The 15,710-nt window shown below is 57.2% G+C and carries 15 protein-coding genes; 5 read left to right on the top strand and 10 right to left on the bottom strand.

All coding sequences use genetic code 11. The features are described from left to right. Positions 1-13 precede the first annotated feature (13 nt). From DEALK_RS08860 to DEALK_RS08830, 7 genes are all read right to left on the bottom strand, one after another. Entirely contained in the window at positions 14-1,696 is a 1,683-nt protein-coding gene (locus DEALK_RS08860; protein ID WP_058439863.1) for an MDR family MFS transporter, read from the bottom strand. A 1-nt stretch (position 1,697) separates the two neighbouring features. Then, positions 1,698-2,138: a MarR family winged helix-turn-helix transcriptional regulator gene (locus tag DEALK_RS08855; RefSeq protein WP_058439862.1), complete on the bottom strand. Its 441-nt coding sequence runs from the start codon at positions 2,136-2,138 to the stop codon at positions 1,698-1,700. 74 nt (positions 2,139-2,212) lie between these two features. Beyond that, entirely contained in the window at positions 2,213-3,055 is an 843-nt protein-coding gene (locus DEALK_RS08850; protein ID WP_058439861.1) for a DegV family protein, read from the bottom strand. Between the two features lie 169 nt (positions 3,056-3,224). After that, positions 3,225-4,466, bottom strand: a complete 1,242-nt coding sequence (locus DEALK_RS08845) for a DEAD/DEAH box helicase (protein WP_083496432.1) — start codon at positions 4,464-4,466, stop codon at positions 3,225-3,227. A 222-nt stretch (positions 4,467-4,688) separates the two neighbouring features. After that, positions 4,689-5,891 carry a M48 family metalloprotease gene (locus tag DEALK_RS08840; RefSeq protein ID WP_058439860.1) on the bottom strand — a complete coding sequence of 401 codons (1,203 nt, stop codon included), beginning with the start codon at positions 5,889-5,891 and terminating at the stop codon, positions 4,689-4,691. A 66-nt stretch (positions 5,892-5,957) separates the two neighbouring features. After that, positions 5,958-6,521 (bottom strand): LemA family protein, encoded by a 564-nt coding sequence (locus DEALK_RS08835; RefSeq protein ID WP_058439859.1) that lies wholly within the window; start codon positions 6,519-6,521, stop codon positions 5,958-5,960. A gap of 9 nt (positions 6,522-6,530) precedes the next feature. Continuing rightward, positions 6,531-6,950: a zf-TFIIB domain-containing protein gene (locus DEALK_RS08830; protein WP_065128753.1), complete on the bottom strand. Its 420-nt coding sequence runs from the start codon at positions 6,948-6,950 to the stop codon at positions 6,531-6,533. 341 nt (positions 6,951-7,291) lie between these two features. Here DEALK_RS08830 and DEALK_RS08825 point away from each other — a divergent pair, with 341 nt between their 5' ends. Next, a complete protein-coding gene (locus DEALK_RS08825) occupies positions 7,292-8,929 on the top strand; it encodes a reductive dehalogenase (protein WP_058439857.1) in 1,638 nt (545 codons plus the stop codon). A gap of 74 nt (positions 8,930-9,003) precedes the next feature. Here the strand turns inward: DEALK_RS08825 and DEALK_RS08820 are convergent, their stop codons facing one another. After that, positions 9,004-9,492, bottom strand: a complete 489-nt coding sequence (locus DEALK_RS08820) for a CvpA family protein (protein WP_058439856.1) — start codon at positions 9,490-9,492, stop codon at positions 9,004-9,006. A 59-nt stretch (positions 9,493-9,551) separates the two neighbouring features. Continuing rightward, on the bottom strand, positions 9,552-10,811 hold the full coding sequence (locus DEALK_RS08815) for an MDR family MFS transporter (protein WP_058439855.1): 1,260 nt from the start codon (positions 10,809-10,811) through the stop codon (positions 9,552-9,554). 322 nt (positions 10,812-11,133) lie between these two features. On the opposite strand from DEALK_RS08815, the gene DEALK_RS08810 reads away from it, so the two are divergent. Together DEALK_RS08810 and DEALK_RS08805 are read left to right on the top strand one after the other, a co-directional pair. Further along, the gene (locus DEALK_RS08810) at positions 11,134-11,523 is read left to right on the top strand and encodes an HVO_2922 family protein (protein ID WP_058439854.1); all 390 of its coding nucleotides are present in this window, start codon (positions 11,134-11,136) and stop codon (positions 11,521-11,523) included. Positions 11,524-11,566: 43 nt separating this feature from the next. Next, on the top strand, positions 11,567-11,764 hold the full coding sequence (locus DEALK_RS08805) for an HVO_2922 family protein (protein ID WP_058439853.1): 198 nt from the start codon (positions 11,567-11,569) through the stop codon (positions 11,762-11,764). 53 nt (positions 11,765-11,817) lie between these two features. Here DEALK_RS08805 and DEALK_RS08800 read toward each other — a convergent pair whose 3' ends face one another. After that, positions 11,818-12,966: an acyl-CoA dehydrogenase family protein gene (locus DEALK_RS08800; RefSeq protein ID WP_058439852.1), complete on the bottom strand. Its 1,149-nt coding sequence runs from the start codon at positions 12,964-12,966 to the stop codon at positions 11,818-11,820. 155 nt (positions 12,967-13,121) lie between these two features. On the opposite strand from DEALK_RS08800, the gene DEALK_RS08795 reads away from it, so the two are divergent. Then, the gene (locus DEALK_RS08795) at positions 13,122-13,376 is read left to right on the top strand and encodes an AbrB/MazE/SpoVT family DNA-binding domain-containing protein (RefSeq protein WP_058439851.1); all 255 of its coding nucleotides are present in this window, start codon (positions 13,122-13,124) and stop codon (positions 13,374-13,376) included. A gap of 32 nt (positions 13,377-13,408) precedes the next feature. Then, entirely contained in the window at positions 13,409-15,700 is a 2,292-nt protein-coding gene (locus DEALK_RS08790) for an efflux RND transporter permease subunit (RefSeq protein WP_058439850.1), read from the top strand. The last annotated feature ends 10 nt before the right edge of the window (positions 15,701-15,710 follow it).

Raw genomic sequence — 15,710 nt, 5'->3', positions numbered from 1 at the left:
ACCCAGACCAGGTTTACACTTTACCCAGGATGTCCGGCTCGTGCCTCTTATCAGACTGACCCATGGCCGCATCCAGCTCGACACCGAGTTCCTCAGCCGCCGGGCGGTGGCTCTTTCGCAAAGGAAGCTGCGGCAGGAAAAACGACGCCGCGAATGCAACGACCATGAGCGCGGCGCCGATGATAAAAACGTAGTCGATCGACTGGCTGAAGGCGGTCTTCAGGATCTCGAGAAACTGGTCGAAAGCAGCGGAAATTTGCTCCCGGATAGCCTCCGGTGCCTGGGCGATCAGCGCGCGGATCTGTGCCTGACCGTCATTGGACAGAAATGTCTGAATGGTATTGCCGTCGATCACCACCGGCGTGCCGGGACTGACCTGTTTGGCCGCGACAATGAACGGATGGTTTTCGATGCCTATTAGCTTGGAAGCGAGCTGGGCGTTCATGACGCCGCCGAGAACCGCGCCGCCGACGGTGCCTCCCACCGTCCGGAACAACTGGATACCGGCGGTAACTTCGCCGATGCGGCTGTGGCTGAAGGCGTTCTGTACCGCCACGGTGAAGATGGGCATGGTGAACCCCAGGCCTACGCCCATGACAACCATCCGTATGATGAGATCAAACTGAGAAGTCGATTCGCCTACCTGAGAAAACAGCGCCATACCAAGGGTCGCGATACCCAGGCCGGAGACGGCCAGGACTTTGTATTTACCGGTGCGCGACATCACCTGACCGGCAAACATAGAGCCGGCGACAATGGCCAGCATCATCGGCATCATAATCAAACCGGAGTTGGTGGCGGAAAATCCGGCCACGCCCTGGGCAAAAACGGGGATGAACAAAATTGAACCGAACATGCCAAGTGAAGCAAGAAAAGTAGCGATAACCGATATGGTAAAAACCCGATTTCTAAACAGGCTCAGGGTGACGATGGGGTCCCGGGCTTTGGTCTCGCGCCACAGGAAACCGAGCAAGGCAACCGCGGAAACAGCCAGCAGGGTGATGATTTCGGGAGAACCCCAGGGATACTGGCTGCCGCCCCAAACCAGCGCCAGCAGGAGCGGCACCAGGGTAGCGGTCAGCAGGACGGCGCCGAAGTAGTCAATAGATCTCTCCCCGTTGCCGTGGGCGGCAGCGGCGTGCCTGGGCATGCCGGCGAAGATCACTGCCAGGGCGACCACCCCGATCGGGACATTAACATAAAATATCCAGCGCCAGGAAAAACTGTCGGTGAGCCAGCCGCCCAGCAGCGGGCCAGCGACTGAGGTGATGCCGAAGACCGCGCCGAAGAGACCCTGGACTTTGCCGCGCTGCGCCGGCGGAAATAAGTCGGCGACGATGGCAAAAGCATTCACCATGATGGCGCCGGCGCCGACACCCTGAATGCCGCGGAAGAAAATCAGCTGCGTCATGTTCTGGGCCAGGCCGGAAAGCATCGAGCCGCCCAGGAAAATAAGCACGGCAATAATAAGCAGCCGGCGGCGGCCGAAAAGATCGGTCAGCTTGCCGTATATCGGCACAGTTACCGCCGAAGCCAGCATGTAGGCGGTGAAAACCCACGACAGGTGGGAAAGGCCCTGGAACTCCTGAACAATGCGGGGCATGGCTGTGGCGACGATGGTTTGATCAAGGGACGCCAGGATCATCGACAGCATCATGCCGGCCAGTACCAGAGGAGTTTTAAGGGTGGATGACATACTACTCCTTTAAATGATTGCGGCTGCAGACCCTGTCCGCAAGGTCTATGAATGTACGCAGTTCTTCTTCTGACAGAACTTTGAAAATTGAAGCAATGCGTTCCAGTCGCTGCTTCTTGGCGGCCTCCACCCGGCGGCGGCCTTCCTCCGGAAGACTGAGACAAAGCGCCCGCCGGTCATCCGGCGAGGCTTGGCGGACCAGGAAACCCTTGTTGACCAGTCCATTGACGACTTGAGTCGCCGCTGAAGAAGTAATACCGAGCTGCGAGGCTAGGTCTTTGATGCCGATGCCTTCCTGGTGGCTGACCAGGTGAAGCACCAGCCATTGGGACGGGGCTAACTCCTGATGGCAGCCGGGGCCGTGGCTTTCCGGGGTCATCAGCCGTTTCAACGAGTGCAGCTTTTCCATGAGCTGCTCGATTTGTCTTTCGCGGTCTTCCATAAAAAAATATAAGGTGCTAAATAATTTAGCACCTTAATAATCACCCGTCAATATCGACCGAAGGGCTCTTGAGGTCAGGCTTTAAGCCTGAAAGCTACGGCTATTACTCCAGGCCCGCCGTGAACGCCGAGCACCGGCCCAAAACGGGCGATGTGGATTTTATCTGCCGGCAGGAATTCTCCGATGCGGTTGGCCAGCATCTGGGCTTCGTCAGGCGTGGTGGAATGGATGACCGCCAGTTCCGCGATATTATTTGAGGCATTCCTGGCCAGTTCAAACAGCCGGTCAATGCCCTTGACCCGGCTTCTGACCTGGCCGACCGGTACGAACTCGCCGTCCTTGATGGACAGCAGCGGTTTGACGTTCAGGATGGAACCCAACAGCGCTTTGGCTCTGCCGATGCGACCGCCGCGGGCGATATATTTGAGGGTGTCGAAAAGGACCAGCAGATGAATGTCATCGACGAAACCGCGGGCCGCAGCGGCGGCCGATTTCAAGTCCTTCGCCGTTCTGGCCAGCCGCGCCGCGGCGAGGACAACCAGGCCCTGGGCCATTGAGGTGAACTTGGAGTCAACGACTTCCACCGGTACGAAATGTTTCATCAGTTTGGCGCCTTGTTGTGCCGAATTGATGGTGCCGCTCATTTTTTCCGAGATATGAATTGACAGTATGCCGTCTGCGCCGCCTGCGATGCTGTCATAGGCGGCGGCGAAATCCTGGGGCGAGGGTTGGGCGGTGGTAGGGTGCACCGGATCGGTCACCAGCCGGGTGTAAAACTCGTTTTCGGTGATGTCTGCCCGGTCACGGAAAGATTCGCTGCCGAACTGAACATAAAGGGGAACCGAGGTGATGCCGAGCTCTGACGCCAGCGGCGCCGGAATGTCGGAAGTAGAATCGGTGACTACTTTAATGACCATCTTGGCGCTCCTTTGATTTTGTTCCCCGTTCAGCGCCAAGTATACCCCATCCAAAGCTTTTTAGCTATGGTTCTCGAACCCGGATTGCCGGCCAGGGGGTTAACTTCAATAAGCGTAGATCAAAAGTTCCGTGGTGGAAATATCTTGCTGAGGGGAATAGTAATTTAAGCTAAGCCGCTTGACCCGGCGCTGGACGCCTCCGGCGGCTTCGGTCGACATTCGGCGCTGCCGTCTGCGGCCGGGTGTGACGCCGTGGCGGACGGGCGAATTCAGTCTTAACGGGTTCGGGGGCGTCGTACTTGAAACCATCAACAATTCGCCGTTCAATGGGAGCCTTAAGTAATTTTTCGAGTGATTTAACCATTAGCTCATCTTCGGCGGTGACGAAGGTGAAGGCGTCTCCGGTCTTGCCGATGCGGCCGGTGCGGCCGATGCGGTGGATGTAGGCGTCAGCGGTGTCCGGCATATCGTAATTAATTACGTGGGAAACGTCGGAAACGTCGATGCCGCGGGAAGCGATATCGGTGGCTACGAGCACCTTGTATTTGCCGTCCTTAAAGCCGTCAAGAGCTTCCTGACGGCGGTACTGGGACAGATTACCCTGGATGGAGGCGACCGAGTGGCCGGCCTGGGCCAGCGCCAGGGCTACCCGTTCGGTGCGGTGTTTGGTGCGGGTGAAGACCAGGACGGAACCGGTGTCGATCTGTTTCAGCACCGCTTTCAGCAGCGGTGTCTTCAGGTCCTGGCGCACCGGGTAAAGGGCATGAGCCACCGTGTTGGCTGGCGCTACCGTGCCTATCTGCACTGTCACCGGGTCCTTGAGGATCTCGCGCACCAGCTTGCGGACATCATCCGGCATTGTGGCGGAGAAGAGCAGTGTCTGACGCTGGTGCATCAGGCATTTTAATATTTTTCTCACGTCGGGCAGGAAACCCATGTCGAACATCCTGTCCGCCTCGTCGATAACCAGCAGTTCCACGTCAGTGAAGTCGATAGTGCCCTGCCAGACGTGATCTAAAAGTCGGCCGGGACAGGCGACAACGATGTCCACGCCGGTGCGTATCTTGGATTTTTGCGGTTCCATGCCGACGCCGCCGTAGATAGCCATGGCGCGCAGGTTGGTGTAGTAAGAAAGCCCCTTGATGGTGTCGTAGATCTGCTCGGCCAGCTCCCGCGTCGGAGAAATTATAAGTGCCCTCAGCTTCCCGGCCGGGCCCTTTAGCAGTCGCTGCAGTATGGGGATGACGAAGGCGGCGGTCTTGCCGGTCCCGGTCTGGGCCAGGCCGATGATGTCTTTACCTTCAAGCGCCGGCGGGATGGCCTGGGCCTGGATGGGGGTGGGTTCGGTATAACCGACGGCTTTGACGCCGCTCATGACGGCAGGGTGAAGATTAAAAGAATCGAAAGTCATTGTTTTCCTATAGTATATTTTTGGTTTGGCTGGAAAAGACACGGTCGGCGCGACTATGAACGTTGTGAGAACAGGCTAAACTGGAAGGGAGGAACGGCGCAATCAAAATAAGGATAAATCCACTTGTTTTACATAAATTATACAGTGACAGTGGGTATCAATACAAATCCCTTGGGAACAAGAAGGGAAAATCTGACGCTTAATCGGTAGCTGTCCCTAATGTCAGGCGGTTTTGTTCACCGTCCCGCAATGCGGGCAGCGGACCGCCGGGGCGGTGAAGTTGGGCGGCAGCCGGAGCGTGGTACCGCAGTTGGCGCAGTTCAGCTGGCGGTAATTGGCCATGCCGAAGAGCATATTCTGCGTCTCGCGCGTCCGGGCGAACTTGTCCGGTTCGCCGACGGCGCCTTCCGCGGAAGGCGCCCGAACTGGAACCGAATCGGCTCCGGTGAGCGCCGAGGCAGGAATGACATGTTTTTTAGAGGTCTCTTCGGCGGCTCGTTCGTAAGCCTGGTATGAGGCGGAGTGGCCCATCCGCCTCAGGATTTTCACTCGTTCCGAGATCGGCGGGTGGGTGCTGGTAAGGTCGGCGGCCTTTCTTCCTTCTTCTCGGAATGGATTGACGGTGTACATCGGCGCTGTGGCCTGATTGGCGCCCCTGATCTGATTGGTGGAAGCGCCCAGCTTCTCCAGCGCCGAAGCCAGACCCTCCGGATACCGGGTGAACAGGGCGGCCGAGGCATCGGCCAGATATTCCCGCCGCCGGGAGATGGCGAAATAGATGAGCTGGGCAAAGATCGGCGCCAGGATCATGAAAACCAGTCCGATCAATGCGATAATAGCGCCGCCGCCTCCTGAATCCGAAGAGCGCCGCGAGCCGCGGCCGCCGGAGTAGAAGAGCATTCGCGAGGCGTAATAGGAAATAATGACGATAGTGCCAAGCAGAACGGCGGCCATTGACATGAGCAGCACGTCGCGGTTCTTGACGTGCGCCATCTCGTGAGCCATGACCCCTTGAAGTTCGTCGCGGTTCAACTTCTGCAGCAGGCCTGAGGTGATGGCAACCGCTGACTTGCTGGGGTCGCGGCCGACGGCGAAGGCATTGAGCGCCGGATCGTCAATGATATAGACATCCGGCATCCGGGGCAGGCCGCAGGCGATGGTCATCTCCTCGACGATGTTGAACAGGCGAGGGTGATCCTTCTTCTCGATCTTCTTGGCCCCGGCGGTCGCCAGGAGGATGCTGTCGCCCTGAAAATAAGCCACCAGGGTCATGATGATCCAAACCGCGGCGGCCACGGCAACGCCGCCCCAGGGCTCATCCAGAAAGTAAATGCCGACAGCGTAGCCCAGTATGATGAGCACGGCGCCCATCATGATGACCAGGACGGCCGAACGGGTGCGGTTGGCGCTGATCTGTTCCCACATAACTCTATCTCTGGTACACGAATGCAGGGGCGCGGCGCCGCGCCCCTGCCTGAACGACATTTGGATTTAGCTGAAGCTGACCTTGGGGGCGACGCGCTCGGCTTCTACTTTCAGTTCGAAGAATTCACTCATGGTGAAGCCGAACATGCCGGCGATGATGTTGGAAGGGAACATCTGGATCTTGTTGTTGTAGGTTAAAACCGAATCATTGTAAAACTGGCGGGAGAACGAGATCTTGTTTTCGGTTGAAGCCAGTTCTTCCTGCAAGGCCAGGAAATTCTGATTGGCCTTAAGGTCAGGATAAGCTTCAGCCACCGCCAGCAGGCGCCCCAGGACAGCGGACAACTCACCCTCCGCCTGAGCCCGGATGTGGGGCGCTGACGACGATACTTGCTGGGCCAGGTTGCGGGCTTTGGTGACGTTCTCAAAAACCTCGCGTTCGTGTTTGGCGTACCCCTTGACCGTCTCAACCAGGTTGGGGATGAGGTCATACCGCCGTTTGAGTTGTACGTCAATCTGCGCCCAGGCGTTTTTAACCTGGTTGCGGAGACCCACCAGGGCATTGTAGATGCCGATAAAAATAAGAAACAGGACGACGATGATACCTAAGGCGATGAGCAGTCCTACCATATTTCCTCCTTATTCGTTGATATCAGCCTTGAGAGTCTCTTTGAGAAAATCCAGTAACCTGGCGTCCTGATTGCCTTCGACGCCGGCCTGGAACTGCGACAGCACCTGGTGCAGTTCCCCGCCGTCGAACCAAAGACCGTCGCCCCGGCCGCAGGAGTCTATCAACACCGCCGGCTGCTGTCCGATGTGTTCTTTACGCATATTGTGGTTGCAGATGGGGCAGCGGCGCCGGGCTTCGGCGGTTGTCGCTTCCGGTCGGGTTAAAAGATCGGCAGTACAGGCATCCGCTTCACCGCCGCAAGCCAGCTCCATCAGCAGCTCGAGTTCACCCCGGTCAAACCACACGCCGCGACATTCCGGGCAATAGTCCAGCGCTATCCGGTCGTGCTCAACCACGATCATCGGGCTGTGGTCCTTGGGGCAATTCATATTCCAGTCCCCAGTTTAGGCGCAGGAAATGCCCGTGTCAATAGTCGGGGCGGAGGCGCCATTACCCGGGGAAATATACAAAATATAGATTAAGAGTTGTTAATGCATCTCGAATAAATACCGCATTAACGAATATAAATCAGCATGGTACTAGTACTAAAGGACGATGCCTTTTGGCCAATTAGGCAATATTATATGCACATAAAAATATTAAATATATTTAGAGCCTGTTATTCTTACGCCGACGCCAATTTGTAAGGTCTTTGGAAACTCAGTGAGCAGTGTCAGGTCCATCCTGCTTTTTCGTATGTTTCGCGAGCACAGGAGGTGAAGCCGGGGTGATGACAATCGGGAGAGACCGGTTGGCGGGGGAACAGACCACCAGCGTCCAGAATTATAACCAGCAGATAAGAAAGAGAGTAAGTATGTCATTATTTCACAGCACTGTCTCCCGCCGCGATTTCATGAAGGGCTTGGGTCTGGTCGGCGGCATCGGCGGCGCAGCCGCCGTCACGCCGGCGTTCCATGACCTGGATGAGGTTATCTCCGCCGCCGAATCCACCCGCAAGCGTGCCTGGTTCGTCAAGGAAGTCGACGAACCAACCGTAGAAATTGACTGGGCGCTGGTCAAACGCCATCACGGCGGACACAGCACGCAATCAGCCGCGGTCGTAGCCCGCTACCCCGGCCTCGAGGCGTACAATGCCATGACCAAATCAGGAAAATCCGACGCTGACCGCATGAAGGACAACGAACCGGGCTACAGACTGCGCGACGCGGCGCTCGGCGCGGCCAACGGCGGCGTCTTTTCCGGGATCTCCCTGGCCGGCAGCCCCGGCGCCGTCGGCGGCGTCATCCCGACCTGCGAAGCCGATAAATTCGGCCGCAAGAAGGTCCAGACCCCCGAACAGCGCGGCGTTCCCAAGTGGACCGGTACCCCTGAGGAAGCCACCAAAATGCTGCGCGCCGTCATGGTCTTCTTCGGCGCTGCCAACCTCGGCGTCGGTGAACTCGATGACCATCACAAGAACTTTGTCGGTTTGACCGGCGACAACATCGGCACTCAATACTACCCCAATATCGACAAGGCGCCGACAACTGTCACCAAGCCGGTGGTCTTCGCTGACCAGCCGACCTTCACCTGGGATCAGGCGAAAAACATCACTTACGTTCCGAATATTCCCCTCTGGGCCGTCACTTACCTGATTCCTCAGCACCAGGAACTTAACCTGCGGCGGCCGACGGTGCTTGGCAGGACGACTCAAACGCGCTATCGCTTGCGCCGCGAGACCACCACCTGCACCCAGGACTTCATCACCGGCATCGGCTACCAGAGCATGGCCGATGTGCCTTACCGCGTCCTGCCTTCCGGCCCCGGTATCGTGCTGGGCGGCTTGGGCGAGAACGCCCGCCATTCCATCATGACCCTCAGCCCGGAAGTCGGCGCTTTCGGCGGCTACTTTGATATGCTGACCGACCTGGAACTCGCGCCGACCAAACCCATCGACGCCGGCATGTGGCGTTTCTGCCACAGCTGCGGCCTGTGCGCCGACCTTTGCCCCTCCGGCTCGATCACCAAGAAGGGCGAGGCTGAACCCTCCTATGAAGTCCGGCCGAGCCATATCACTCCCAAAGACCCGCCGCTACCCGGCATGCGCGAATCGGGCGAGTGGCACAAACTCGGCCGCAAGACCTATTGGACCGACATGCCAGGCAGCCAGATCTATCAAAGATCGGTTGATACCTGCAACGTCTGCTGGGGCAACTGCGTTTTCAACGGCGCCAACGGCGCCATGATTCACCAGGTGGTCAAAGGTACGGCTTCCATCACGCCGCTGTTCAACGCTTTCTTTGCCGCCATGCATGAACCGATGGGTTACGGCATGAAGCACGGCGAGGATGTTGAAGAGTGGTGGAACATGTCCCTGCCGTCAAACGGCTTCTCTTCAACCATGATGGCCCGCCACATGGGATACTAGGCAATACTAGCAACATCGAAAAGAAGGAAGCCGGGGGAATTCCCCCGGCTTCCTTCTTTATTGAAGCCTATTGGCTACTGGAAGAATTCTTTGATGGAATCGAACTGCGATGGCAGCAGCGACAGCACCAGCGGGAATTTGTCCAGCAGGAAAGTCGCGATGGTTGAGTCCGCCAGCGACTCGCCGCCGAAGAACTGAGCCCAGACGGCCAGCGCCGCTCCGGCGATAAGCGTGCCCATGAACAGTCCGAAGATCGCCCCGGCCAGCCGGTTGACCCAACCCAGCAGCACTACCGACACCAGCTTGGTCAGCAGGCCGGCGACGATGCTGAAGACAATCCAGGTAACGATCAACACCGCTGCGAAGGCGGCGGCGTTGGCGATATCCTCGTTGCTGATAAAGCTGAAGACGCTGCCGCCCAGACTCTCATAGAAGCGGCCGGCCAGGAAAATCCCGACAATAAGCCCGAGTAAACCGCCGAGCGTCTTGATCAGACCCTGGGAAAGACCCGAAAAAACCTGGAAAGCAAAGAAGACCAAGAGAGCGATATCAAGCCAGTTCATGGCGCCATTATAGGCGCAATCATGGCATGATTCAATGGCTGTTTATACTGGCGCACGATTTAAGCCGCTTCGATGGCGCTGGCTTCCGGCAACGGCCGGTAGCGCCGTTTCCCCCAGACGTAGAAGGCCAGTCCCGCCGCCAGGATTACCGAGGCTATCGGCAGCCAGACGGCGAGGCGCCCGTCCGGCGCCGAAGCGTCCAGGAGCGCCCCGCCCAGGGTCGGTCCGAGGGAAATGCCCAGGGTCTCCGCCAGGCCGTAAAAACCCTGGTAGCGGCCGCGCTGGTTTTTGGGGGACAATTCGCCGACGACGGTCATTGAGACGGGCGAAAATAAGATCTCACCGATGGTGATGACACCCATCGCCCCCAGCGCCAGCCCGTAGGGACCGACGAAGCCCATCGACAGGTAGCCGACCGAGTAAACCGCCATGCCGAGGAACAGTGCTTCGGCCCGTTTGAACCGGCCGATCCAGCGCGCCGCCGGATACTGCAGCAATACCACCGTCACCGCGTTCAGGGTGAGCAGCGACCCGTATTGCACCGTGGAAAAACCCACCCGGTCAACGGTGTAAACCGACAGGGTGCTGATGAACTGCCCGAGGCCCATGAAGGCGATGACGGAGATAACGGTGAATCCCAGGAAGGTCTGGTCGCGGGCGGTGGCCAGGACAGCCTGGAGGTTGACCTTCTCGCCGTTGGAGCCGCCGAAACTCTCCTTAAGGAAACGGTAGACCAAAAACAGGCAGAGCAGGCTGATGACCGCCGCCGCGGCGAAAAGCCAGCCGTAGGAGGTGACCGCCCAGAAGTAACCTCCGATAGCCGGTCCGAAGCCGAACCCCAGGTTTTGCCCCATCCTGAGGATGCCGTAGCCTTCGGCCAATCTGGCTTTAGGCATCAGGTCAACGATCAGCGCCGAAGTCGCCGGGCGGGCGGACATCAAACCGCAGCGTACCAGGACGTAGGCGCTGACGATTGCCCATACCGGGGCGGTCGAGCTTATCAACAGTGCCATGACGATGAACAGAACCGCCGCCAGCGCCGTGCTGCCCAGGATTACCGGCCGCCGGCCGATCCTGTCGGACAGCATCCCGGAAAGCATCTGGGCGGCCGCGGCGATCAATCCGCTGCCCAGAATGATCAGCCCGACCATGGTCATCGACACATCCCGCTGCTGGTAGAGATAAAGCGACAAGAACGGCAGCGACACCGAAAAACCCGCCGAATTGAGGAGTCCGATAAAAGTGACCATCCAGACACCCGGCGGGAAACGCCGGAAAATAGGGTGGCTGAATAACCCCTTTTGCGGGCTGTTGAGCATTAGATTCGAATCCGGCAATTGATTATTACCAAATATATATTAGAAAAATGCTAACCAGTGTACCCCCAGGCGATCTTTTTTACAATAGCCTTGAGGCTAGGAATGATATGACTTAAGACGTAGGCCTGTTCTACCTTGGTTTACAGATCGGACTTTATTTTTCTCCGGGTTGAAAAACATATTGCGCTTGCCTGTCTTAAATCGTACTATGGAATAAATGAACGGAAGGAGGGACGATATTAGCAATCCCATAAACGCCTGTTGCACCTATAATTGGAGAACGCAGTAACAAACCGGATTTAAAAACATAAAGGAGCGCAGTATGGCGGCAAAATTCGAATTATTCCAGGATAAAGCCGGCGAGTACCGCTGGCGGCTCCGTCACCAGAACGGGAATATCATCGCCGATTCGGCTGAAGGTTATACTTCCAAATCCAGCGCGATAAACGGCATCGAGTCCGTTAAGAATAACGTCGGCATGGCTTCAACAAAGGACAGCGAAACCGGACAGGTTATCTCCCGCCAGGCCTCCCCACCGGCTTCAGCGGCAGTATCCCAGTCGGCGCCTGCGGCAACTGCAAGTTCTGCTCCCGCCTGGAAAGCGAATAACGCTGTTTCATCCGGTGACGGCATGAGCGGCGCTGCCATCGCAGCATTGATCGCGGTAGCCTGGTTTGTGCTTGGGATCGGTGTAATCCTGCTGGCAGCGTAGTTCTGTAACCGTTTCCTGAATTAGAAATGAGAGAGGTAAAGATATGGCGGCGACATTCGAACTTTTTAAAGATAAAGGCGGGGAATACCGCTGGCGGCTGCGCCACCAGAACGGTAATATAATCGCCGATTCTGCGGAAGGATATCAGTCCAGAGACAGCGCGGTCAACGGTATCAATTCTGTTATCAGCAATGCGCCTTCGGCGCCAGTCGTTGATCAAACAGCAGAAACCAAAACCTGACCTTTAGTTCCGTTGCCCGTTAGATCACGCCGGGTGGAAAGAGCGGCGACTCATTAATACCGTTTCTTCAATTCGTTCGCAATGATGTTGCGCAGGATCTGGTTGGTGCCTTCGTACATCTGGGTGATTTTGGCATCGCGCATGAATTTTTCAGCCGGATAATCCCGCATGTAGCCGACGCCGCCCATAATCTGCACCGCGTCGGTGGTGACGCGCATCGCCATATCCGAGGCGAAAACCTTGCTCATCGAGGACTCCATGTTGCCGCTTTTCTGCAGACCGGAGTCAATGGTGCGGGCGGAGGCGTAGATGAGCGCCCTAGCTGCCTCGATGTCCATGGCCATATTGGCCAGCATGTGCTGAATGGCCTGGAAGGACAGGACCGCCTCCCCGAATTGAACGCGCTCCTTGGCATGGGCGTAAGCCGCTTCAAAGGCTCCCTGGGCAATGCCGAGCGCCTGGGCGCCGATGCCAGGGCGGGATTTTTCGAACAACTTCATGGCATAGAAAAAGCCCATGCCTTCTTTGCCGATGAGATTCTCCCGGGGAATGAGGCAGTCGTCGAATAGGAGTTCCCGGGTCGAAGATGTGCGTATGCCCATCTTTTTCTCCTTGCGGCCGAAGGAAAAGCCGGGCGTACCTTTTTCCACGATGAAGGCTGACAGACCGCGGGCGCTCTTGCCCGGTTCGGTGCGGGCGATGATGGTATAGATGGCGGCGTCGCCGCCGTTGGTGATGAAACGCTTGCTGCCGTTAATGACATAGCCGTCGACGGTTTTTGTCGCTGTCGTCTTCACCGCACCGGCGTCCGAACCGGCGGTCTCCTCGGTGATGGCGAAGGCACACAGCTTCTCGCCGCTGGCGATGTCCGGCAGAAAGCGGGCTTTCTGCTCCGGCGAGCCGTTGTCAATCAGAATATCCGAACCCAGGAAATTGGCGGCGTAAGTTACCGCAACGCCGCCGCAGACACGGGCAAGCTGTTCGGCGGCCAGCACCAGCTCGAAGGAGCCGCCGCCGATGCCGCCGTATTCCTCCGGGATGGCGATTCCGTACAGGCCGGAGGCGGCGATCTCCCTGACGATAGCCCAGGGGAACTCCTCTTTTTCATCGAGTTCGGCACGTACTGGCAGAACCTTCTCTTCGGCAATGCCGCGGGCAAGATCGCGGACCGTTGTTTGAAGCTCATTCAGGAAGTACTCCACGTTTAACTCCTCGTTCAGGGCTATTTGAGCAATTGTTCAATCAAGCTGGCGGTATTATAGGCTTCGTTGAAGGGTTGTTCAAGTCTAACAAACCGGTAGACAAAACTCAGGATGAAATATATCATATATATCATACTTATATGAGGTAGACTCTGATGACTGACAAAAAGTTCGACGAAGTCTGGGTTCCCAAGTTCTATGGCGCGACCACGATCGGCGAACGCGGCCAGATGGTCATACCGGTAGAGGCGCGTAAAGATTTCCAGTTAACCCCATCAGCCAAGCTGCTGGTGTTCGGCAGCCCGGGCGGACTGATGGTTGTCAAAGCGGAGCATATCACCGGGTTTCTGGCACGGGCTTCGGAGATGCTTCGGGCTCTTGAGCTGGCGGCGGAAGAGCCGCTTCAATAGGTGGTACGAGGTATAACGGAGAATCAGTATAAATGAACGGTTTTTTCAGGAAATTAGGATTGTTCATCGAAGTCAAGCGCGGCCTGGTTATCGCCGCCAGTGTTCTGCTGCTTTTAGCGGCGTTGGTAGGCGCCTCGCGATTAAGCTTCGCCACTGGTATCGAAACCATGATCTCGACAGATTCCCAAGTTTATCGAGACTACCAGGAGTTCAACAAAAACTTCGGCGCTGAGACCGTCATCATTCTCGCCCGGGCAGAAGGGCTGGCAAACCTGGTTGACCTTGATAATCTCACCGCTGTTGATTCGATCGAGCAGCAGTTGAGCAAAGAAGCCGGCGTGTTGTCGGTCGTCGGTCCCGGATTCGCTTTGCGGCAGGCGATGGCACAGATTGCCGGCGCGCCGGTATTGCCGCCCGACCAGGCAACGCTCGAAGTGATAATGCTCGACAGCAGGGCACTTCGGTCGGAAATGAAGCATTTCTTTCCCACCGACAATTTCGGCATCGTCATCATCACCATGGAGGGCGGAACGAGCCTGGATCAAGTCAGCGCGGTGGTCGACGCCGCCAGGGCGGCTATCGGGAGGGTATCATTCAACGGCATTGAAGCCTCGGTCACCGGCGCCTCGGTTATCTTCGCCAAGATGGAAGAACTCATGACCCAGAGCATGAGCACCATGATAGGCATTTCCATGCTATTGATGCTGATAATCCTGGCTGCAGTATTTGCTGTCCGCGGCTTTTTCGCCTGGCGCTGGCTGCCGCTGGGGGCGGTGATCATCGGCAGCATTTACGCTTTCGGCATGATGGGCTGGCTGTCTGTACCGATCACTATGGTCACGATGGCCATCCTGCCAATCCTGATCGGACTGGGGGTGGATTATGCCGTCCAGTTTCATAACCGTTATGACGAGGAAGCCCGCCGCGGTGAAACGGTAGCTGAGGCGATCATCGATTCGGTAACCCACATCGGCCCGGCTATCCTCATCGCCATCATCGCCGCTTGCCTGGGATTTGCCGCTCTGTTCCTATCTCCCGTGCCCATGATTCGTCAATTCGGCATGATCCTGATTATCGGCGTTATCGCCTGTTATTTAGTCTCGCTGTTCATCCTGCTGCCAGTCTTATACTCACACGATCGGCGTAAGAAAGCGGCATCGAAAACGGCATCGCCGAAAGACGGAAGCGAGGTTGGGATTGTCGAACGCGCCCTGGCGAAACTGGCGCCACGGATAATCCGCAATCCCGTACTCATCATCTCCGTCGCCGCGGTATTCACCGTCATCGGAATCGGGCTGGACAGCCGTATCGAAACAGAGACGGATGAAAACAAGTATATCTCCCAGGACCTGCCGCTGATGAAGGATTTTAACGACCTGGCGGCATTGTCCGGCGGTTCAACCGCGTTCAATATAATGATCCGGGCTGATGATGTTACCGAGTTGGAGGTGCTGGAATGGATGCAGACGCTGGAAGGACGGCTGCTCAGCCAGTCGGTGGTGCCGGTGCTTCGTGTGGACAGCATCGCCGGCGTGGTAGCCCAGGCCGCCGGAGGGGGGTTGCCATCGGCTCAGGCAGCGGTTAACCAGATTCTGGAGTTTGTACCTGAACTGGCTAAAGCCAATCTGCTGACCGGCGCTAAGACTCTGGCTAACGTCACCGTCATGACCGCCCCCGGCCTTTCGACGGAGGACCTTCGCGGGCTGCGGGAAACGGTGGATACTTATCTCAGCTCGCCGCCCGCGGGCGTTACCGCAGTGGTCACCGGCCAGGGAGTGATAGGTATCGAACTTATGGATTCGCTGACTACCGGCCGAGTGGAGATGACATTGCTGGGCATCGGACTGGTGTTCCTTGGCCTGTTTGTGCTGTTCAGGTTCAACGCGGCGAAGGCTTTAATTGCCACTTTACCCATCGCCATGATCATCGGCTGGTCGAGCGTGGTGATGTATTTTGGCGGCATCAAATACACAGCTTTGACCGCCACTTTGGGTTCACTTATCATCGGTATCGGCGTTGAATTCACTATTCTGATGATGATGCGTTACCAGGAGGAGCGGCAAAAAGGCGCTGCTCCGGGGGCGGCCATGACTACCGCGATGACTAAAATCGGCCGGGCGGTCATCACCTCAGGCCTAACCGTAGTCGGCGGTTTCGGCGCGCTGCTTTTTGCCCGCGATTTTCCCATCCTGACCGACTTCGGCGCGGTAACGATGATCAACGTCGGCTTCGCCCTGGTCTCCAGCCTGGTGGTACTGCCGACGATCATTGTGGCCATTGATTTGAGGAAGGAAAGAAAGCTGGCGAAGGCTGCCGCCGGCTAACCCGCAGTGG

Origin of the sequence: Dehalogenimonas alkenigignens (assembly GCF_001466665.1) — a bacterium.
GTDB classification, from domain to species: domain Bacteria; phylum Chloroflexota; class Dehalococcoidia; order Dehalococcoidales; family Dehalococcoidaceae; genus Dehalogenimonas; species Dehalogenimonas alkenigignens.
Note: the sequence above shows the minus strand (reverse complement) of the source record. Positions and strands in the feature narration are given on the sequence as shown.

Bases quoted from the DNA above. Each gene is read 5' to 3' on its own strand.
- DEALK_RS08790 (WP_058439850.1), top strand. From the start codon at position 13,409: ATGAACGGTTTTTTCAGGAAATTAGGATTGTTCATCGAAGTCAAGCGC.
- DEALK_RS08840 (WP_058439860.1), bottom strand. From the start codon at position 5,891: ATGTGGGAACAGATCAGCGCCAACCGCACCCGTTCGGCCGTCCTGGTC.
- DEALK_RS08810 (WP_058439854.1), top strand. From the start codon at position 11,134: ATGGCGGCAAAATTCGAATTATTCCAGGATAAAGCCGGCGAGTACCGC.
- DEALK_RS08805 (WP_058439853.1), top strand. From the start codon at position 11,567: ATGGCGGCGACATTCGAACTTTTTAAAGATAAAGGCGGGGAATACCGC.
- DEALK_RS08815 (WP_058439855.1), bottom strand. From the start codon at position 10,811: ATGCTCAACAGCCCGCAAAAGGGGTTATTCAGCCACCCTATTTTCCGG.
- DEALK_RS08830 (WP_065128753.1), bottom strand. From the start codon at position 6,950: ATGAATTGCCCCAAGGACCACAGCCCGATGATCGTGGTTGAGCACGAC.
- DEALK_RS08820 (WP_058439856.1), bottom strand. From the start codon at position 9,492: ATGAACTGGCTTGATATCGCTCTCTTGGTCTTCTTTGCTTTCCAGGTT.
- DEALK_RS08855 (WP_058439862.1), bottom strand. From the start codon at position 2,138: ATGGAAGACCGCGAAAGACAAATCGAGCAGCTCATGGAAAAGCTGCAC.
- DEALK_RS08795 (WP_058439851.1), top strand. From the start codon at position 13,122: ATGACTGACAAAAAGTTCGACGAAGTCTGGGTTCCCAAGTTCTATGGC.
- DEALK_RS08845 (WP_083496432.1), bottom strand. From the start codon at position 4,466: ATGACTTTCGATTCTTTTAATCTTCACCCTGCCGTCATGAGCGGCGTC.
- DEALK_RS08825 (WP_058439857.1), top strand. From the start codon at position 7,292: ATGACAATCGGGAGAGACCGGTTGGCGGGGGAACAGACCACCAGCGTC.
- DEALK_RS08860 (WP_058439863.1), bottom strand. From the start codon at position 1,696: ATGTCATCCACCCTTAAAACTCCTCTGGTACTGGCCGGCATGATGCTG.
- DEALK_RS08850 (WP_058439861.1), bottom strand. From the start codon at position 3,055: ATGGTCATTAAAGTAGTCACCGATTCTACTTCCGACATTCCGGCGCCG.
- DEALK_RS08835 (WP_058439859.1), bottom strand. From the start codon at position 6,521: ATGGTAGGACTGCTCATCGCCTTAGGTATCATCGTCGTCCTGTTTCTT.